Origin of the sequence: Rouxiella sp. S1S-2 (assembly GCF_009208105.1) — a bacterium.
Classification (GTDB): Bacteria; Pseudomonadota; Gammaproteobacteria; order Enterobacterales; family Enterobacteriaceae; genus Rouxiella.
This window is the reverse complement of the sequence record NZ_WFKL01000001.1, coordinates 2,247,055-2,265,777: the sequence shown is the minus strand read 5'-3', so window position 1 is coordinate 2,265,777 and position 18,723 is coordinate 2,247,055. Positions and strand designations below refer to the sequence as shown.

Sequence of the window (18,723 nt, the reverse complement as noted above, 5' to 3'; positions counted from 1 at the left end):
TTTATGCATGGCGTATGATGAAAGCTAGCTTCGCGCGTAGTCCTTAACTTTAAAGCCCAATAGGCCCAGCACACCGAAATAGACCACCACGCCCACCACCACTACCGCAGCAAGACGCAAGAGTCGCATGGTCATGCCGCCCACCGACCAGTCCGGCATTACGTACATCATACCCACCAGCGCTGCGGCCATGGCAATAACGGCAATAATCAAGCGGATTAAGAAACTCCGCCAGCCCGGCTGTGGCTGAAAAATGTCCTGCTTGCGCAGTTGCCAGTAAAGCAGTGAGGCATTCAGACAGGCGGCGAGGCCGATTGAAAGCGATAGGCCAGCATGTTTAAGCGGCCCGATAAAGGCCAGGTTCATTACCTGCGTCATAATCAGGGTAATGATAGCGATTTTTACCGGCGTTTTAATGTCCTGACGCGAGTAGAAGCCCGGCGCAAGCACTTTTACAACGATAAGCCCCATCAATCCAACCGAATAAGCCACCAGCGCGCGCTGGGTCATCGAGGCATCGAAGGCGCTAAACTTGCCGTACTGGAACAGTGCAACGGTCAATGGCTTAGCCAGAATGCCCAACGCCACCGAGCTCGGCAGCGCCAGCAGGAAGCACAGACGCAGACCCCAGTCCATCAGACGATTATATTCTTTATGGTTACCGCTGGAAAAACTGCGTGCCAGCGAAGGCAGCAAAATGGTGCCCAAGGCAACGCCCAGCACGCCGGAAGGAAACTCCATCAGGCGGTCGGCGTAGTACATCCACGACACGGAGCCGGAAACCAGAAACGAGGCAAAAATCGTGTTAATGATCAGTGAAATCTGGCTTACCGATACGCCAAGGATAGCCGGTCCCATCTGGCGCATCACGCGCCACACGCCCGCATCTTTGAGATTCAGACGCGGCAACACCAGCATGCCAATTTTTTTCAGGTGCGGTAGTTGATAGCCAAGCTGCAACACGCCACCCGCGACCACCGCCCACGCCAGCGCCATGACCGGCGGATGGAAATACGGTGCGGCAAAGAGTGCAAATAGGATCATGCTGACGTTAAGGAAGGTAGGAGCAAAGGCCGGAATCGAGAAACGGTTCCAGGTATTAAGAATGGCCCCCGCCAGCGACGCGAGTGAAATCAGCAAAATATAGGGAAACGTCACGCGCAGCAGCGAAGTTGTCAGCGCAAATTTGTCTGGCGTGTCGGCAAAACCCGGCGCGGTGATGTAAATAACCCAGGGCGCAGCCAGCATGCCGGCGATCGTCACCAGTGCCAGCACCAGCGTGAGTAAACCAGACACAAAGGCAATAAAGGTACGGGTCGCCTCTTCACCCTGCTGGCTTTTATACTCCGCTAAAATAGGGACAAAAGCCTGAGAAAAAGCACCCTCGGCAAAAATACGGCGCAGCAAGTTAGGTAATTTGAAGGCAACGAAAAAAGCATCGGTTACCATTCCTGCCCCGAATACTCGGGCAACTATCGCATCACGGGCAAAACCCAGCACGCGTGAAAACATCGTCATTGAACTGACGGCAGCTAGAGACTTCAGTAGATTCATGTGACTTATTCTTATGGCCGGTAAACCCTTCAACGGGGCACCGGCAAGGTTCGGAAGTGCGTATAGTCTACGTATCAAAAATACAATAGCTACAGGCAGTTGTTATAACTTGTTTCCCCTGCACAATTATCAGACTAATCGTTGTTCCTGCAGTAATTGTTCGATAATTCTTTGTGCAACAATCGCCTGCTCGCCGCTGGTTTCAGGGGATGTTTGATGGGTAACACAGTCAATAAAGTGCCGCACCGCGCCCTCGAAACCGCGCTGGGCCAGGGTAGTCTGCCATCCGGCGATCGGTTGCTCACTGATGCCGTCCGTCTGCTCCTGCTGCCATTGGCGCATATCGTTTACCTGATACCATCCCCCGTCGCTTACTGCCTGAATCGACTCGCGCTGAGTGCCCGCACGGCGATGCATCGAGGTGGTGATTCGCCGGTCGCCGCAAACAAACTGGTGTTCGGCATAAATCAGCTGATTGTCGGGGTTACAGTTAATTTGCCCCCCCACCCGCTTTACATCGTCGCCAGCGAGCCATAGTGCGGTATCTACCACATGCAGATAATCGTCCAACAACGTAAACGGCAGATCATTCGGGCCTACGCTATCGGCACGGTGTTTATCGACGCGAATCGATGCCGGCGCGTGCTCTCGCAGAGCCAACTGCTGTTTTAACTGCAGGTAGAGGGGAGCAAAGCGGCGATTGAAGCCCACCATCAGCGCCTTGCCTCGACGCTGTGCCAACTCGATAAGCTGTTCGGCCTGCGACAGCGTGGCGGCCAAAGGTTTGTCAACGTAAACGTGAACGCCCGCGTTGAGCAACTGACTCACTACGTTAAAATGCGACTCGGTGCTGCTGTGAACAAATACCGCATCACAGTCGGCTGCCAAGGCATCAAGCTTTGAATAACATCTAAAACGATAACTGTCGCACACAGCCTGCGCTTTGGTCTGATTGGGTGAAAAGCCACCGGCCAGCGCCCAGTCATTAGCCTGAGCCAGAATCGGCAGATAGGCCTTTTGTGCAATACCGCCGAGCCCGACGACGCCAATACGTAGTTTACTCATAGCCCCTCCCTAGTCAGCGAGCCTTTCAAGCAGATGATTTAGGCGCTGCTTCAGCTCGTTGACCTCGGTTTCAAGCACGCCAATTCGCTCTGCTAACCCATCACGCGAAGCAGTGGCCGACAAACCGGCTGGAATGAACGGTTCGTCATCAGTGGCGACATCGCTGACTTCACCGCTAAACAGATGCATGTAGCGGCTTTCACGCTTGCCCGGCTCGCGCGCCAGTCGCACGCAAAATGGGCCGTCTTCGCGACTGGCCATCTCGTTAAGGGTGCGCTCAACGTCGGTCACATCAGCAAAATCATGCAGCCGATGGGTACGTGTGCGTAACTCTCCCGGCGTTTGAGCACCGCGCAGCAGCAGCGTGGCGGCGAGGGCAACTTCTGCAGGCGAGAATTTAAGATTTCCAAACTCTGAATTACAAAAACGATGTTCGTACTTCATGGTACGACTGCCGCTGACCGAACGAATGAGGTGTTTACGCAGCAGTAAATCGAGGGTTTGCTGAACCTCTGACTCACTGAGGTCCAGCACCGGTTCACGATTGGTCTTTTGATTACAGGCGGTAGTGAGGCCATTAAGACTGAGCGGATACTGCTCCGGCGTAGTCACTTGTTTTTCCAACATACAGCCAATAACTCGCGCTTCTTTGGCGCTGAATTCGAATTTCATGATGCTCTCATTCCTTATCTCGGAGGCAGCCATTGATAGTCCGTTAAGGCCATCAAAACGTGATCCTGCCATTTCCCATCAATCAGCAAAAAGTCTTTCGCATAGCCTTCACGCTCAAAGCCCAAACGTTCGAGTAAGTCGCCACTGCGATGGTTATGTGGCATGTAGTTCGCCATAATGCGGTGCATTTTCTGCTGACGCTGCATGTAACGAATAAGCGACTGCAACGCTTCCTGCATCAATCCCTGCCCCTGCCATTGCTGTCCAAGGGAATAGCCCAGAAAGCAGGCGTGGAAGGAACCGCGCAGTACGTTGCTAAAATTTGCCACGCCACGGACCTGATTCTCATCGGAGTCGAGCAGAATAAAATAGTAGGCCGTTCCCTGTTTTTGCATCTCATTAATCAGGCTAAGTCGCGCCTGCCAACCCGAAGGATAACAGTGGCTTTCGTCCCTGATTGGCTCCCACGGCTTTAAAAACGCGCGGTTTTCTGCATAATAATCCGCAAGACGATGTGCGTCGCGTTCATAGACTAAACGCAGCACCATTCTGTCTGTAGTAAGCCGCACTTTTGGTGCCGCTGATCGATAGCCAAACATCCCTTTCCTCCACGTTGTGTGCGGCTCGATAAGAACATTTCATAGGAAATAGTCGTCGCTCTTCCCGCTTATCTACAACCACCCGCACTGCCCCTCACTGCATCATAGCCGAGACCCGTACTCTATGTTGAATTAGCCGAAGATTTATTCAATAGTTTCAGTCACTGCTCTCTGATTTTGCCAGTCTACTCGCCTCTTGACGATAAAAAAATATTATCTATAGCGCCCTATCTAATTGCCTGTTTCCGGTTCAGACTGAGGGGGATTCTTTTTCTCAGCATCTTTCGGAATGGATGCCAATTTTTGGTCAGGGTGACACATGTCTCTGGTATCGCAAGCGCGCAGCTTGGGAAAGTTTTTCTTATTGTTTGACAACGCTTTAGTCATATTAGGGTTCTTTGTCGTCTTCCCGCTTATTTCAATCCGCTTCGTTGACCAACTCGGTTGGGCCGCGATGGCAGTGGGCCTGGCGCTTGGGCTAAGACAACTCACGCAGCAGGGACTGGGGATTTTTGGCGGTGCCATCGCTGACCGTTTTGGTGCCAAACCGATGATAATTACCGGCATGCTGCTGCGGGCGTCGGGTTTTGCCACCATGGCGCTGGCGGACAGCCCCTGGATACTCGTGTGTTCATGCATTTTGTCCGGCCTCGGCGGCACATTATTTGATCCACCGCGCACCGCATTGGTCATTAAGCTCATTCGTCCACGCGAACGCAGCCGTTTCTTCTCGCTGTTAATGATGCAAGACAGCTCGGGGGCGGTCATTGGCGCGCTGATCGGCAGTTGGCTACTGCAGTATAACTTTCACTTCGTCTGCTGGGTCGGGGCGGGCATCTTCGTCCTCGCGGCGCTGTTTAACGCCATTTTCCTGCCCGCTTACCGCATTTCTGCCGGACGTGCGCCCATGCGCGAAGGCATGATGCGCGTCCTGCGCGACAAACGCTTTATCAGCTATGTATTAACGCTGACCGGCTATTACATGCTCACCGTACAGGTGATGCTGATGCTGCCCATCGCGGTGAATGACATGGCCGGAACACCCACGGCAGTAAAATGGATGTATGCAATTGAGGCAGCACTCTCTCTGACCCTGCTTTATCCCATTGCACGTTGGAGTGAAACGCGTTTCAGCCTCGAAAAACGCCTGATGTGCGGCCTGCTTATTATGACGCTGAGTCTACTTCCCGTCGGCATGGTGAGCGGACTTAATCCCCTGCTGCTGCTAATTGGCTTCTTCTATATCGGGGCAATTATTGCTGAACCCGCTCGCGAAACGCTGAGCGCGTCACTGGCCGACGCACGCGCACGCGGCAGCTACATGGGCTTTAGCCGTCTCGGGCTGGCCATCGGCGGCGCAATAGGTTACACCGGCGGTGGATGGATGTACGACACGGGTCGCGCACTGCAACTCCCTCAATTACCGTGGTTTTTACTGGGTATTGTCGGGCTAATCACTCTCGCCGGTCTCTATTGGCAGTTTTATTTGCGTCGCATAGAACCCGCGATGCTGAGTGGAAATCAGCTGCCCTAGGTGCCGTCCTAAAACCTGTTTGGCGGTTTGATCTCACCGCCAATCTTCACCATACTCATTAACTGACACGCCTCTGGTCACTGAAAACCTAACGGCTGAGGCAACACCTCGGCCGGTACAAAAGGAGCGACGTACTATGAAGTTATATGTTTATGAACACTGCCCCTACTGCGTGAAAGCGCGCATGATTTTTGGCCTTAAGAATCTTCCGGTTGAAGTAAAAGCACTGCTCAATGACGACGAGAAAACGCCAACGTCGATGGTCGGTCAGAAGATGGTGCCCATCCTGCAGAAACAAGATGGCAGCTTTATGCCAGAGAGCCTCGACATAGTGACATATGTTGATAACTCGGACCGCAACCCCCTGCTCACCGGCCCGCTCAGCGCTGCAGTCGAGACCTGGCTGCGTCACGTCTCTGAGTACACGCAAAAACTGCTGATCCCCCGCTTTGCCAGCGCGCCTTTTGAAGAGTTCGCGACCCCGCAGGCTCGTCAGTACTTCAGTGATAAAAAGCAGGCAAAAATGGGCGATTTCAAAGAGCATTTGCAGCATTCGCCGGGACTGGTGAAGAAAATTAATCAGGACCTGCGTGATTTGGACAAGCTCATCAAAGCGCCCAATGCGGTAAACGGCGAGCTTTCGCAGGACGATATCCACCTGTTCCCTGTACTGCGCTCGTTGTCGATTGTTAAAGGCATCGAATTGCCGACTCGCGTACAGGCCTATCGCGACAACATGGCCAAGCAGACACAGATAAACTTGCTAACCAGCATCGCCAGCTAGCGCAATGTTTGCACAAGGACTGCGCTTTCGGTGCGGTCCTTGGTATTCACCTCCCCGATTATCTTCCCTCGTCATTTAAAAAGCAGGCATACTAGGCGCCTTCTACCTGTCAATTGAGGACGTCATGAGAAAGTTATTTTTAGGGACCGCTGCCCTGATCTTTACCGGCCTGCTTGCCGGATGTAATCACCTTACCCAATACTCGCTGAGCGAGCAGGAAGTTAATGATTACCTGCACAAACACAATGACTTCCAAAAACAGCTTGGCGTGCCCGGGCTGGTAGACGCACGCATTACGTTAACCAATTTGAGCAGCCAGATTGGCCGAGCGGAGCCTGGAAAAGTCACGCTGACCGGCGATGCCGATATTGATGTTAACTCGCTGTTTGGCGCGCAAAAGGCCAACATGACGCTCACGTTGAAGGCGACACCAAGCTTTAACAAAGACGAAGGCGCGATTTATCTGAAAGATATGGAAGTTGTCGACTACACCGTTAAACCGGAAAAAATGCAGTCGGTGATCAAAGGTCTGATGCCTTACCTGAATCAGTCGTTGAAATCATACTTTGATCAGAAACCGGCCTACGTGCTGAGCAGCGATCGCAGCAAAGGTGAAGCGATGGCCAAAAAGCTGGCCAAAGGAATTGAAGTGAAGCCGGGCGAACTGGTGATCCCGTTTACTGATTAAAAGAAAACGCCTGAGTCTGTGCACGTAAAGCCTCTTGCGCGTCACCTCAGGCGTTTTTTTATCCCCTCTTTTCATAAAGTCAGGGCTTACTGCTCGTCTTCTTCACCGTCTTCAATATCTTCCGGCAGTGCTTCTTCAAGCTCATCGCGCATGGCAGTGATCGCTTCACGGCTGATTTCAGACAGCGTGCGGTAGAAACCACTGGTTGCGTGGGCTTCTACCTTACCCAGAAACTTTCCACACCATGGCAGCATATATTCATCAAACAGCGCGATTTGTGCCGCTGCTTCGTCCTGCTGTGACTGGTCTTCAAGCCAGGAAGCGGCGAGCAGCATTGCGCCAAAGTGGTCGGCCGGGGCTTCGCTTAATGGCATACCGCGCTGCTTGAGGAAAGTGCGCACCTCCTGTTCGGAATCACCTTCCACATAGCTGCTGCGAAATGGAGACACCGCGGATTCATTACCGACAAACAGGTGGTTAAACTCGGCGGCCAGCGCCTGTGGGTCAGCGCTTTGCTGCAAGCGAAGCAGCAACGCGTCCTGCTCCAGCGGCCAATGTTCGCGCAACTTACCCTGCTGAATCAGGCCAAACAGCGGTACCAGCAGCGGGTCTTGCGGCTGACGGTAAAACAGGGTGCCCAGCACGCGGCAAACGATCGAAAACTCATTCATAGTAAAAACCTGACTAAGGTTGGCAACATAAAAGTTGGCAAAGCAAAAATTTGCGTGACAATGTCACAGTTCGCTGAATTCTGCAATTGCCGGACGACCGCGTTGTTGCAGAAAGTCCAGGAACCGGCGTGGACTGACGTTTAGAATGCGATCTTCAGGGAAACCGACTTCCTTAATTATACGCTCACAGTGCTCAAAACCCCCGAGAGAATAGGCAATATGCGAATCTGATCCCAGCGCCAGCCACCCACCCGCCTCTTTCACCGCCGCCACAATCGCCCGACAGTTTGGCTCACTGCCCTTACGGGAATGGGTAAAAGATGAATTATTCAGCTCAAGCGCCACGTTATACTTCGCGGCTGCTGCTGCAATAGCAGGGATATCTACTGGATATTTCGGGTTGCCTGGATGGCTAATAATGTGTACTTCGCCACCGGCCATGGCAGCTATCATTGCCTGCGTGTGGGTTTCTTTATCCACCGGGGGCATCACCGGCTCGTGGAAACCAGCAATGACAAAATCCACCGCCGTCAGCATCGGTCCCGTGCAGTCGATATCGCCGTCTATATTTTTTATATTGGACTCGATACTGCGCAAAATGCCCACGCCGTCGGTAACGCGTGGCCAAACTTGCATGTTCATAAAGTGCCAATAGTGAGGCGCATCAGCCATATCGGGACCGTGATCGGTGATAGCAAACAGCTTGATGCCCTTTTGTTGAGCCTCATCGATATAGTCGTGCAGGGTACTGTAGGCGTGAGTACTGGCAACGGTATGCATATGTAAGTCAACGGGAAACATAGCTAGCTCCTGAATAATCAGGCCGCCGCAGTGTAAGCCGCGACGGCGTTAATGGTCTGTCAGACATGGGCTGACAAACGTTAAAGGTGAGTTCGCCGCGAAGGTTAATATCCTAGCGTGCGGTCAACCAATCCTATCGGCTCACGCCCTGATTCAATGGCCCTGATATTGGCAACAATATTGTCCATGGCTTCTTCAGGGAGCGTGTCGGCACCGATATGAGGGGTGACGCTAACACGCGGATGTGACCAAAATGGGTGCATGCGCTGCATAGGTTCCTCAACAAACACGTCTAACGTCGCGGCCGCAATTTGTCCGCCATCGAGCGCCTTGAGCAGATCACCTTCAACCAGATGCATACCCCTGCCTAGATTAATCAAATAAGCACCGCTGCGCAGTTGGGCAAACAAATTTTTATTGAGGATGCCCGCGGTCTGTGGCGTATTTGGCAGCAAATTGATCAACAGTTTGCAGCCTTTGGCAAAATCAGCCAGCCGATCATCGCCGTAAAAACTTTCAACGCCCGGCAGTGATTTTGGCGTGCGGCTCCAGCTGCGAACCTTGAATTTCAGTTCAGTTAATTTTTGTGCCACCGCACTTCCCAGCACCCCTGCGCCAAGAATGCCAATCGTAAATTCGCTGTGCTGATGCGCCGGCAGCGGGCGCCACTGCTTCTGCTGTTGAAATAGCTGATATTCATCCATACGACGAAAATAGCGCAGTACGCTAGCCAACGCATATTCCTGCATTTGCAGCGCCATGCCGGTGTCTTCGAGTCGGATAAGCGGTACGCCGGCGGGCAGCGTACCGGGGTGACGCTGCTCTTGGGTGAGAATAGCGTCAACGCCCGCGCCCATCACAAAAATGCCTTTTAACTCAGTGCGCGGTGCCAGCATCTCCTGCGGTGGATGCCACACTAGCGCGTAATCGGCAGGGGCGTTATCTTCACGATGCCAGGCGCGAACCTTGGCGTCAGAAAGTCGCTGATTGATGCCCTGAATCCATGGCTTTGAATCAAATGTAGGGTGGTAGAAAATTATATTCATCTAGGTGCCTCCTTAGCTCTGTTAGATTTCATCTAAAATCACCAGGATGCAACCTTTGCTTGCAAAAAATTGTTTAAAAAAAAGGCCCTGAGAGTCAGGGCCTGAGCATGCAATTTTCGCGGTGGTTACGCGGGAACCCGTTGAATCAGACGACGCAGGAGCGGAATCAGCAGCATCAGCACCACGCCGGTCGCCACCGAACCCCATCCCAAAGCATTAAATACTTCACTGTAGCCAGGATTGGTCAGTAACGGCGTGCTGCCGGTATTGGCCGGCATCAGACCCGAAACGTAGCTGGCCAGCACGGATGCTACCCCAGTCACCATCATCCAGCAGCCCATCATTACGCCCTGATAACGTGCCGGAGCGAGTTTGCCTATCATCGCGTAGCCGATCGGAGAGATCATCAGCTCACCCACACTCTGGAAAACATAGCTGATCACTATCCACTTAAAGGCCATCAGGCCATCACTGCCGGCAAAGTGAATACCCAACGGCAGTACCAGCATACCAATGCCAATGCAGAACAAGGCTCCCGAGAACTGCAGCGGAATATCAATACGCCAGCCGCGTTGGCGAAGACGTTTGAACCAAAGAGCCATCAGCGGGCCGCCCACGACGATGACCACGGTATTAATGTCCTGGATCCACTGCGGCGCTACGCGAAAACCATAAACATTCAGGTTAATGTTGTTTTCTGAGAACAACATCAGTCCCATAGGGGCGAGCTGATACAGCGTCCAAAATACCAGAGAGCCTGCAGCCAGCAGCAGATAAGCCACCATGCGGCTTTTCTCATCCTGCTGACGATGACGGGTGGTCACTACGCCCATGATAATAAATATCACGATACCCAGCGCCACCACGAAGTAGCTGCTGAAGGCCGCGTGCGTCAGCATGACGCGGATAATTGGCACCAGCACCACCAAAATGGCGATACCTATCAGCATGCGCTGTCTAAACTGGCGAGAAGTGGCCTGCTTAAGCGGCGTGTTAATATCCTTCAGGATATTCCAACGTGACAGGGTCACTAAAATAGCAACCGCATTGCCTAAGGTGGCGAACATAAACAGTGCGCGGTAGTTGTCACTCAGTTGGAAATAACCCGCAACTGCAAAACCGATAAAGAATCCAAGATTCATTCCGGCGTAGTTCCACAGGAAGGCAGACTCGCGGCGGTCGTCTTCTGGCGCAAAGCGCTGGGTCAGCATCATGTTCAGGCAGGTGACGTTTAGCCCGCTGCCGGTCAAGAACATTGCCAACCCCCAGTAGAGTCCGTTCACGCCCGCGACAGCAATCAGTGCGCAGCCGATAACCTGCAGCACCATCCCGAGTACGAACAGATTACGGTTACTCAGATAGCGGCCGCCGAGGTAGCCACCAAACATGTGCAGGCCGTAGTTGAAAGCACCAAAGACACCCATAATGGCGTTGGCATCGTTTTCGCTGAAGCCCAGACGCTTGGTGGCATACAGCACCAGCGTGGAATAAAGTACGGCAAATCCTAAGGTCGAAAAGGTTTGAATGAAAAATAGTGCGCCGGAACCCGCCGGTATTACCGAGCGATGATGTGATGTATTTTCTAAATGACTCAAAACGAACCCCTGTACTGCCTTGTTAAAAGCTTATTGATGAGCTTGGTAAATAAGAAGGTGATAATAAACGTGCTCAAAAACTCGGCGGATTTTTATGCTCTGGTTTTCAAGCCGACCCATGTTATACCGCTGCGTTGATGCAAATTCACAGCATTTATTGCGAAAAATCATTTCAAAGCGTTATGCGTTGCTTTTATCTTCAAAACGGGCAAACCCCGTCGTTGCGAGAGTAAATGAATAAAAACGACGGGAACTCACGATGAATAAAAACGTTTTTTTGTTCTATAAATCAGCAAATTGCTTTTAATTTCGCTAATCGGAGCATAACGGTGAAAAGTCTATTGACGCTGGTCGTAGATTTCCCTACATTAGCGACCGTTGAGCAGCACAGCGTGTTGGCTCGACTTACGGTGAGGTGTCTGAGTGGCTGAAGGAGCACGCCTGGAAAGTGTGTATACGCTAACGCGTATCGAGGGTTCGAACCCCTCTCTCACCGCCAAATTATAGAAAATGGCCCTGATGAAAATCAGGGCCATTTTCGTTTTGTAGGAAACGACTTAACGATGGCAAACGCGTTTATTCCGCTCGCACTGGCCATAACGCAACATAAGTGAGCGTTTTTTAAACACATTGTCGAACTCCTAATCATACAAGTAGCATTCGGGAAATAATCCTTGACCCAAAAGGGTTGTCTCCCTATAGTACCGCCCCGTTGCACTGCACAGCGGTGTGACGAAACGGTGAGGTGTCTGAGTGGCTGAAGGAGCACGCCTGGAAAGTGTGTATACGCTAACGCGTATCGAGGGTTCGAACCCCTCTCTCACCGCCAAATTATAGAAAAAGGCCCTGATGAAAATCAGGGCCTTTTTCTTTGCTGTTACCGCAAGAATCGCTTTAGTATTTTACGTTAAAGATTCGACTTGCCTCGACGCTATTCGCCTCAAGAGAAAGCACATCGGGCAACGTGTCCGTTTTCCCCTCTATCCAATCATAAATTCGTGAAAAGTATTCCTCAAATTCCTTATAGTTGCGATGTGTATACTTGTCATCGACATTAAAGATCCGAGTCAGGCTCAACATGGAATGTTCCGTATCGGTGACCAGAACAATCAGCATCTGTTTTGCTAATCCGGCAGCCACTGATTTGCCTATCGACTGGAACTCATCGCAGGAGAGCGTTTCTGACTGATAACGCTCTACGTCAGCTTTGGAAGGTTTCACTCGCTTTCCTTCAGCAGACATCTGGTCGCCAAACAACAGAGGTGCAGCATTTAAGCGGCTAAATTCTCGTAGCTGTTTAATCGCCATAAGCATGTCGTGTGTAAAGCTTGAGGTATTGAGTAATGACGACGTTACCGCATGAATGCTGCATTCCTTCTTGGAGCCTGGGGCTGCGGCTGCGAGAATGGTCTTGTTAACACTAAAGCGATAATCATCGAACTGATTTTTAAACAACAGTACCGATTCGTTATCTAGAGCAATATTATTAAAACGGCTAAGTCTTTCACAAAGATCTTCAGGCGAAGTTATAGCGGCATGCGGGAAATTATCGTGGGTGATTTTATCCCGCAGAATAGTGTTTGTAATTCGGGATTTATCAATCTTGTCATCCCCCTGAGAGCCATAAATGAAGGCCTTAATCTGCAATGTCAGGGTCGGTATGCTTCTCATTTTTCATTCCTTTGAATATTTCAACTAACCTACCTGGTTAATGTCCAATACTACCTGCATGCAGAAGAGAAACTGTCGAAAACCGATAAAACCTTCTGTTTTCTGGTATAAAAAGCCATTAAAAAAGGCGACCCATAGGCCGCCTTCAATGTTTTAAATCTGCGTGAGATTACTTGCTGGTGTCGAGAGCCGGGAAGCTTTTCACCAGGTCGTCGATAGCTTTCATCTGCACCAGGAAAGGCTCAAGCTTCTCAAGTGGCAGTGCTGAAGGACCGTCGCATTTCGCGTTAGCAGGGTCTTCGTGTGCTTCGATAAACAGGCCGGCAATGCCCACCGCCATGCCAGCACGCGCCAACTCGGCAACCTGCGCACGACGGCCGCCAGAGGCTGCACCAAACGGGTCACGGGTCTGCAACGCGTGAGTCACATCGAAGATAACCGGATGGCCGCCAGTGGCGTTAATCATCACGTTCATACCGAGCATATCGACAACCAGGTTGTCATAGCCGAAGTTACTGCCGCGATCGCAAAGAATAACCTGATCGTTGCCACCTTCTTTGAATTTATCGACGATGTTACCCATTTGGCCCGGGCTGACGAACTGTGGTTTTTTAACGTTAATGACCGCGCCGGTTTTCGCCATCGCTTCAACCAAGTCGGTCTGACGTGCCAGAAATGCAGGTAGCTGAATCACGTCAACCACGTCCGCAACCGGCTGTGCCTGCCAGCTTTCGTGAACGTCGGTAATGATTTTCACGCCAAACGCCGCTTTCAGGTCCTGGAAAATCTTCATCCCTTCATCCAGGCCCGGGCCGCGATAAGAGTGAATTGAAGAACGGTTGGCCTTATCAAAAGAGGCTTTGAAAACATAAGGAATGCCGAGTTTGTCCGTCACTTTCACGTAGTGCTCACAGACGCGCATCGCCATGTCACGTGATTCCAGCACGTTCATACCGCCAAACAACACAAACGGCAAATCGTTTGCTACGTTGATGTCCTTAATGCTAACCACTTTATGTTTCATGCTTTGACCTTAATCTATATTAAAGTAATGGTACAAATGTCGATGTCACAGCTACTTAGGCTGCTAATGTAACGTTATTTGTTTCTGTTCAATTGAGTGAATTTGAATTTTTATCACTTCTGATATCGGGTCTTCAGGGCACTGTTCGACGAAGTAATTGAGGTCGGAAATCGCCACGTGATTACAGTCAAGCTGTGCATAAATCAGCCCGCGATCGCGAATTTCATAAGGATCGTCGGGATCAAACTCAAGAACCGCTTCACTGGCACTCAGCGCCAGTTCCATCTGTTTTTCTTCCATTAGCGCGGCTTTAAGCGTATCCAACATTTTGCGGATAATCATCGTATGATCGGCTTCTTCGAGGTCATCGTCCTCAATGACGGCGCTTACGCCCAGATTACCTTTAAGCCACACTTCCAAAACATGTTCACTCAGGGTTTCGCCGTTAAGCGGATTCACCAGCCACATCTCTTCATCGAGCCAGTCGGCACGCAGAATAAGTTGAGTCGGGAAAATTACCGGCATCAACGGCAGCTCAAGCGCGTGAGCAATATGCAGGAAAATTACGCCCAATGAAACCGGCGTACCCTGACGCGAGGCCAGAACCTTATCTATCCACATTGCATCGGACAGGCGGTAAACGCCCCCCGCTCCGCCAAAACCCCAAGTGCGATAAAATAACTCAATTAAAACTTCAAGCTGCTGATCCTGACTCAGTTCTTCAGGTACCTTGCTTCGGGCTTCTTCAACCAGAACCTGCAACTGACGATTTACGTCATCGGCTTTAAAATCAAAGCGAATTGCCTGCGTTACCAGGATGACACCTGCGCTTAATGGCGCTTCATTAAATTCAAAATCAGCAATAGCGCTCATAGTTATCCCATTAGCAGCGGTACTTTTGTCATAGCCAGCTTAACAATCAAATACAAACAACCCAAGGCCAGAATAAAAGCCACCCAACGCGTCTTTTGGCTGCGCGAGCCGTTTTTGCCTGACCCCAGAGCCATAAATCCAAGGGCGATATAGATAATAACGCCAAAAAGCTTTTCGGTCAGCCATGAACCTTGTGGGGAAAACGGATAAAAATGGGTAATAACCACCAGCCAGATACCGCTTATCAGCATAAAAGTGTCGACAATGTGTGGCACTATTTTCACCCAGCGTTTCTGCGCGAGCGGAGAGTTTGCCCATTTCCAAAAAAATCGCAGAATAAACAGAACGATACTGACAGTTATTACTACGATATGGAAATTTTTCACCCAAATATATGACGACATTGCTGCTTCCTTTTTTATCAGGTTAATCCTGAGGCTCAATCACTGCGCGAATTTCCCCATGCACAATGTATTCCGGGTGGCCATCTTTACGCCAAATCGGGGGCAGGGAATAAGAGATTCTGCGTTAAACAGGCGGCAAGCCGGGCCATTGTCCAAACGAAACTCGGTCATTATCGCCATAATCCTTTATGGTCTCGACGGCGATAAAACCGGCAGACAGCAAGATGGCCCTCACCGACTCACCCTGCTGCCAACCGTGCTCCAACAACAACCAGCCCTGCGGTTTAAGAAACGCCGGTGCGTGGGTCGTAATATAATCAATGTCTGCCAGCCCTTTATTGTCGGCAATCAACGCCGTGGCGGGTTCAAAGCGAACGTCGCCCTCATCAAGATGCGGATCGGTTGCGTCTATATAGGGAGGATTACTGACAATGAGCTGAAAGGTGCGGCCACTTACCGGTGTAAACCAGCTACCCTGCAAGAATTCTGCATTAGGGATCGCAAGTTTTCTGGCGTTGTACTGCGCCAGCGCTACGGCCTCCGGTTGGAGGTCTACGCCGGTAAACTCACAGTCTGGACGTTCGCTGGCCAATGCCAGCGCAATGGCTCCGGTTCCCGTACCTAAATCCAGCGCGCAGGCAGGCGTGCTGCCGAGGCGCAACAGAGCCTGCTCAACCAGACATTCTGTATCAGGACGAGGAATGAGTGTGGCGGGGGAAACGGACAGCGGAAGTGACCAGAACTCGCGTTCACCGACCAGATAGGCGACGGGTTCGCCCTTCTCGCGTCGGCTCAGCAGTAACTCAAGCTGTAGCTGCTGCGGCTCGGTGAGCATTGTTTCACCAAATGCCATAATAAACGTTCGTGCACGACCAGTAACGTGCCCCAGCAAGATTTCAGCATCTCGCTTGGGGCTGTCGCTGGCCGCCAGACGACCAATAGCTTGGGTCAGCCAGCGGGTAAAGTCCATTATTCCTGCTCGGACAACGCGGCGAGCTGGTCGGCCTGATATTCCTGCACAATCGGTTGTATAAGCATATCAAGCTTGCCTTCCATCACTTCATCAAGACGATAAATTGTCAGGTTGATACGGTGGTCGGTCACTCTTCCCTGCGGGAAGTTGTAAGTGCGGTTACGGTCAGATCGGTCGCCGCTGCCCAGCAGGTTACGACGAGTAGAGGCCTCTTCGAGCTGACGCTTTGCCACTTCTGCCGCACGAATACGCGCCCCCAACACTGACAACGCCTTGGCTTTGTTTTTGTGCTGAGAACGTTCGTCCTGACATTCAACTACAATGCCGGTTGGCAAGTGGGTAATACGGATTGCAGAGTCGGTGGTGTTAACGTGCTGACCGCCCGCACCGGATGAACGGAAGGTGTCGATGCGCAGGTCACCGGCGTTGATTTCCGGCATTTCGGCTTCTGGTACTTCAGGCATTACCGCCACGGTGCAGGCCGAGGTGTGAATACGGCCCTGTGACTCGGTTTCAGGCACACGCTGAACGCGATGTCCGCCCGATTCGAATTTGAACTGACCATAAACGCCGTCGCCACTGACTTTGGCAATCACCTCCTTATAGCCGCCGTGCTCACCGTCGTTGGCGCTGATAATCTCTACACGCCAGCGGCGCGTTTCGGCGTAACGGCTGTACATGCGGAACAGATCGCCAGCAAATATCGCGGCTTCGTCGCCGCCGGTACCGGCACGCACTTCAAGGAAGCAGCCACGTTCGTCGTCGGGGTCTTTGGGTAAAAGCAGCAGTTGCAGTTCTTGCTCAAGCTCTTCGAGTTTGTTCTGGCACTGTTTGATTTCATCCTGCGCCATTTCGCGCATCTCGGGATCGTCGAGCATCTCCTGCGCGGCGGCCAGGTCTTCCTGTGCCTGACGCCAGGTTAGAAAACAGGCGGAAACGTCGCTCAACTGAGCGTATTCACGGGAAAGATTGCGGAATTTGTCCTGATCGGCAATCACGGCGGCATCGCCGAGCATTGCCTCAACTTCTTCATGGCGCTCTTGTAACACTTCCAGTTTGGCAACAATAGAAGGCTTCATGCGTAGTGTTTAACCCTGTGATAATAAAAACTGAACCCAACATCCATCCAGACGCAGGTGTGTTGGCCGCCTTTCGGTACTCGACCTTTTAGGTAGTTTACTGATCTAACCCGAGACTATCGCGTAAAATTTGCAAACGCTCAACATCGCCATCGCTGGCTGCCTGCTGAAGTGACCGGGTAGGTGCATGGATGAGGCGGTTGGTGAGTTTATGGGCCAGATCGTGAATAACGCTTTGTACATCAGCGCCCTGAGCAATTGCCGCCAGGGCTTTTGCTTCCATATCGGCGCGTACGGTGTCGGCGCGGGAGCGATAATCACGAATAACTTCAACCGCGCCCTGAGAACGCAGCCAGGCCATAAAATTGGAGCTTTCCTGCTCAACGATAGATTCAGCCTGAACAGCAGCCGCCTTACGTTGGGCAAGATTATTTTGAATAATGCTGTGCAGGTCATCAACGCTGTAGAGGTAGGCGTTGGCCAATTTGCCCACTTCAGGCTCGATATCGCGCGGAACGGCAATATCGACCATCAGCATAGGCTGATTGCGACGCGCCTTGAGCGCACGCTCAACCATGCCCTTGCCGATAATAGGCAGCGGACTGGCGGTAGAGCTGATAATAATGTCGGCCTCGGCCAACCGCGAATCTATATCCTGAAGCGAAACCACTTCCGCCCCGACCTCATCGGCCAGCAGCTGAGCGCGCTCACGCGTGCGGTTGGCAATCATCATATGACGCACTTTGTGCTCGCGCAGATGACGCGCCACCAGTTCAATAGTTTCACCCGCGCCGACCAGCAGCACGTTGACTTCAGACAGGGACTCAAAGATTTGACGCGCCAGCGTACAGGCAGCAAAAGCGACAGAAACGGCACTGGCACCAATGTCTGTTTCAGTGCGCACGCGTTTTGCGACCGAGAATGATTTTTGGAATAAACGCTCAAGCTCACCGGACACGGCCTGACCATGCTGCGATTCTGCAAAGGCTTTTTTAACCTGCCCCAGAATCTGCGGTTCACCGAGAACCAGCGAATCCAGACCGCTGGCAACGCGCATCAGATGACTAACTGCGGCGTTATCCTGATGCCAGTAAAGACTCTTTTTAACATCATCTGCACTCAGATGATGGTAGTCACACAACCACGTCACCAGTTGCTCATGCACTCCCCCTTTACCCTGTAGTTGCTCCTGCTGCTCGACGCTGAGATAAAGCTCGGTACGGTTACAGGTAGACAACACGACGCCCCCCTGCACCAGCGGTTGCTGAAGCAGACTTGAGAGCGCCTGCTCGATAGTATCTGGCGAAAACGTAATCTTTTCACGCAGAGATATCGGGGCGGTTTTATGGTTAATGCCTAATGCAAGTAGGGTCATGGGAGCGATAGTCGAATTGAGACTTTTCTTTGTATGGGTTTACGTCTGAGGCGCATTCTACAAGATGCGCGAGATCAATAAAAGCCACACCGCACTATCTGTCCGGTTTTTATAAAAAGCTGTGATTAAAGGCACTTGGCAACAGCGAGTGATTATCATTTACAACATTTCTACCCCCACAAACAGACAAAGCTGATTACAATTACCGACTGTTAAAGCCACGATGACTGCCTCACCATCGCGTGATTTTTCAAACTCAAGGATGACGGGCTTATGCTAAACTGCCTGCGTCTGCTATGCGCTTCTAATGAAAGG

At 51.6% G+C, this 18,723-nt stretch carries 18 protein-coding genes and 2 tRNA genes; 5 read left to right on the top strand and 15 right to left on the bottom strand.

The annotated features are described in order from the left end of the window. Nucleotides 1-24: 24 nt before the first annotated feature. From murJ to rimJ, 4 genes are all read right to left on the bottom strand, one after another. Nucleotides 25-1,554, bottom strand: coding sequence for a murein biosynthesis integral membrane protein MurJ (murJ, locus tag GA565_RS10660; protein WP_152198431.1), 1,530 nt, complete (start codon nt 1,552-1,554; stop codon nt 25-27). A gap of 129 nt (nt 1,555-1,683) precedes the next feature. Continuing rightward, complete coding sequence (locus GA565_RS10655; protein WP_152198430.1) at nt 1,684-2,619, bottom strand: Gfo/Idh/MocA family protein; 936 nt, start codon at nt 2,617-2,619, stop codon at nt 1,684-1,686. A gap of 9 nt (nt 2,620-2,628) precedes the next feature. Beyond that, entirely contained in the window at nt 2,629-3,291 is a 663-nt protein-coding gene (locus GA565_RS10650; RefSeq protein WP_152198429.1) for a DUF480 domain-containing protein, read from the bottom strand. 14 nt (nt 3,292-3,305) lie between these two features. Beyond that, a complete protein-coding gene (rimJ, locus tag GA565_RS10645) occupies nt 3,306-3,890 on the bottom strand; it encodes a ribosomal protein S5-alanine N-acetyltransferase (RefSeq protein ID WP_152198428.1) in 585 nt (194 codons plus the stop codon). Between the two features lie 319 nt (nt 3,891-4,209). Between rimJ and mdtH the strand changes: the two genes are divergently transcribed. The 3 genes from mdtH to GA565_RS10630 all read left to right on the top strand — a co-directional run bounded on the left by mdtH (nt 4,210) and on the right by GA565_RS10630 (nt 6,896). Next, nucleotides 4,210-5,424, top strand: a complete 1,215-nt coding sequence (gene mdtH / locus GA565_RS10640; RefSeq protein WP_152198427.1) for a multidrug efflux MFS transporter MdtH — start codon at nt 4,210-4,212, stop codon at nt 5,422-5,424. 136 nt (nt 5,425-5,560) lie between these two features. Next, nucleotides 5,561-6,208, top strand: a complete 648-nt coding sequence (gene grxB, locus GA565_RS10635) for a glutaredoxin 2 (RefSeq protein ID WP_152198426.1) — start codon at nt 5,561-5,563, stop codon at nt 6,206-6,208. Nucleotides 6,209-6,332: 124 nt separating this feature from the next. Then, nucleotides 6,333-6,896: a lipoprotein gene (locus tag GA565_RS10630; protein ID WP_152198425.1), complete on the top strand. Its 564-nt coding sequence runs from the start codon at nt 6,333-6,335 to the stop codon at nt 6,894-6,896. A gap of 86 nt (nt 6,897-6,982) precedes the next feature. Here the strand turns inward: GA565_RS10630 and GA565_RS10625 are convergent, their stop codons facing one another. The 4 genes from GA565_RS10625 to GA565_RS10610 all read right to left on the bottom strand — a co-directional run bounded on the left by GA565_RS10625 (nt 6,983) and on the right by GA565_RS10610 (nt 11,009). After that, nucleotides 6,983-7,567, bottom strand: coding sequence for a molecular chaperone (locus GA565_RS10625; RefSeq protein ID WP_055771044.1), 585 nt, complete (start codon nt 7,565-7,567; stop codon nt 6,983-6,985). A gap of 63 nt (nt 7,568-7,630) precedes the next feature. Then, complete coding sequence (locus GA565_RS10620; RefSeq protein WP_152198424.1) at nt 7,631-8,368, bottom strand: phosphatase; 738 nt, start codon at nt 8,366-8,368, stop codon at nt 7,631-7,633. 104 nt (nt 8,369-8,472) lie between these two features. Then, nucleotides 8,473-9,414: a glyoxylate/hydroxypyruvate reductase GhrA gene (gene ghrA, locus GA565_RS10615; protein ID WP_152198423.1), complete on the bottom strand. Its 942-nt coding sequence runs from the start codon at nt 9,412-9,414 to the stop codon at nt 8,473-8,475. 125 nt (nt 9,415-9,539) lie between these two features. Then, complete coding sequence (locus GA565_RS10610) at nt 9,540-11,009, bottom strand: peptide MFS transporter (RefSeq protein ID WP_152198422.1); 1,470 nt, start codon at nt 11,007-11,009, stop codon at nt 9,540-9,542. 409 nt (nt 11,010-11,418) lie between these two features. Between GA565_RS10610 and GA565_RS10605 the strand changes: the two genes are divergently transcribed. Further along, a tRNA-Ser gene (locus tag GA565_RS10605) sits at nt 11,419-11,508 on the top strand. A gap of 240 nt (nt 11,509-11,748) precedes the next feature. Next, nucleotides 11,749-11,838: transfer RNA gene (locus GA565_RS10600), tRNA-Ser, on the top strand. Nucleotides 11,839-11,903: 65 nt separating this feature from the next. Here the strand turns inward: GA565_RS10600 and GA565_RS10595 are convergent. From GA565_RS10595 to hemA, 7 genes are all read right to left on the bottom strand, one after another. Continuing rightward, nucleotides 11,904-12,680, bottom strand: a complete 777-nt coding sequence (locus GA565_RS10595) for a hypothetical protein (RefSeq protein ID WP_152198421.1) — start codon at nt 12,678-12,680, stop codon at nt 11,904-11,906. Between the two features lie 169 nt (nt 12,681-12,849). Next, nucleotides 12,850-13,704, bottom strand: a complete 855-nt coding sequence (gene kdsA / locus GA565_RS10590; protein ID WP_152198420.1) for a 3-deoxy-8-phosphooctulonate synthase — start codon at nt 13,702-13,704, stop codon at nt 12,850-12,852. A 63-nt stretch (nt 13,705-13,767) separates the two neighbouring features. Then, nucleotides 13,768-14,577 carry an invasion regulator SirB1 gene (gene sirB1 / locus GA565_RS10585; RefSeq protein WP_152198419.1) on the bottom strand — a complete coding sequence of 270 codons (810 nt, stop codon included), beginning with the start codon at nt 14,575-14,577 and terminating at the stop codon, nt 13,768-13,770. 2 nt (nt 14,578-14,579) lie between these two features. Then, a complete protein-coding gene (locus GA565_RS10580; protein ID WP_152198418.1) occupies nt 14,580-14,981 on the bottom strand; it encodes a SirB2 family protein in 402 nt (133 codons plus the stop codon). 124 nt (nt 14,982-15,105) lie between these two features. Continuing rightward, a complete protein-coding gene (gene prmC, locus GA565_RS10575; protein WP_152198417.1) occupies nt 15,106-15,951 on the bottom strand; it encodes a peptide chain release factor N(5)-glutamine methyltransferase in 846 nt (281 codons plus the stop codon). Then, nucleotides 15,951-17,033 carry a peptide chain release factor 1 gene (gene prfA, locus GA565_RS10570; RefSeq protein ID WP_055771019.1) on the bottom strand — a complete coding sequence of 361 codons (1,083 nt, stop codon included), beginning with the start codon at nt 17,031-17,033 and terminating at the stop codon, nt 15,951-15,953. The genes prmC and prfA overlap by 1 nt, the downstream gene beginning before the upstream one ends. A 97-nt stretch (nt 17,034-17,130) precedes the next feature. Further along, nucleotides 17,131-18,408, bottom strand: a complete 1,278-nt coding sequence (gene hemA / locus GA565_RS10565; RefSeq protein WP_152198416.1) for a glutamyl-tRNA reductase — start codon at nt 18,406-18,408, stop codon at nt 17,131-17,133. Between the last annotated feature and the right edge of the window lie 315 nt (nt 18,409-18,723).

Coding starts and splice junctions, on each gene's coding strand:
- murJ (WP_152198431.1), bottom strand. CDS start 1,554: ATGAATCTACTGAAGTCTCTAGCTGCCGTCAGTTCAATGACGATGTTT.
- hemA (WP_152198416.1), bottom strand. CDS start 18,408: ATGACCCTACTTGCATTAGGCATTAACCATAAAACCGCCCCGATATCT.
- mdtH (WP_152198427.1), top strand. CDS start 4,210: ATGTCTCTGGTATCGCAAGCGCGCAGCTTGGGAAAGTTTTTCTTATTG.
- prfA (WP_055771019.1), bottom strand. CDS start 17,033: ATGAAGCCTTCTATTGTTGCCAAACTGGAAGTGTTACAAGAGCGCCAT.
- GA565_RS10595 (WP_152198421.1), bottom strand. CDS start 12,680: ATGAGAAGCATACCGACCCTGACATTGCAGATTAAGGCCTTCATTTAT.
- GA565_RS10630 (WP_152198425.1), top strand. CDS start 6,333: ATGAGAAAGTTATTTTTAGGGACCGCTGCCCTGATCTTTACCGGCCTG.
- GA565_RS10620 (WP_152198424.1), bottom strand. CDS start 8,368: ATGTTTCCCGTTGACTTACATATGCATACCGTTGCCAGTACTCACGCC.
- GA565_RS10655 (WP_152198430.1), bottom strand. CDS start 2,619: ATGAGTAAACTACGTATTGGCGTCGTCGGGCTCGGCGGTATTGCACAA.
- grxB (WP_152198426.1), top strand. CDS start 5,561: ATGAAGTTATATGTTTATGAACACTGCCCCTACTGCGTGAAAGCGCGC.
- GA565_RS10580 (WP_152198418.1), bottom strand. CDS start 14,981: ATGTCGTCATATATTTGGGTGAAAAATTTCCATATCGTAGTAATAACT.
- rimJ (WP_152198428.1), bottom strand. CDS start 3,890: ATGTTTGGCTATCGATCAGCGGCACCAAAAGTGCGGCTTACTACAGAC.
- kdsA (WP_152198420.1), bottom strand. CDS start 13,704: ATGAAACATAAAGTGGTTAGCATTAAGGACATCAACGTAGCAAACGAT.
- GA565_RS10650 (WP_152198429.1), bottom strand. CDS start 3,291: ATGAAATTCGAATTCAGCGCCAAAGAAGCGCGAGTTATTGGCTGTATG.
- GA565_RS10625 (WP_055771044.1), bottom strand. CDS start 7,567: ATGAATGAGTTTTCGATCGTTTGCCGCGTGCTGGGCACCCTGTTTTAC.
- sirB1 (WP_152198419.1), bottom strand. CDS start 14,577: ATGAGCGCTATTGCTGATTTTGAATTTAATGAAGCGCCATTAAGCGCA.
- prmC (WP_152198417.1), bottom strand. CDS start 15,951: ATGGACTTTACCCGCTGGCTGACCCAAGCTATTGGTCGTCTGGCGGCC.
- ghrA (WP_152198423.1), bottom strand. CDS start 9,414: ATGAATATAATTTTCTACCACCCTACATTTGATTCAAAGCCATGGATT.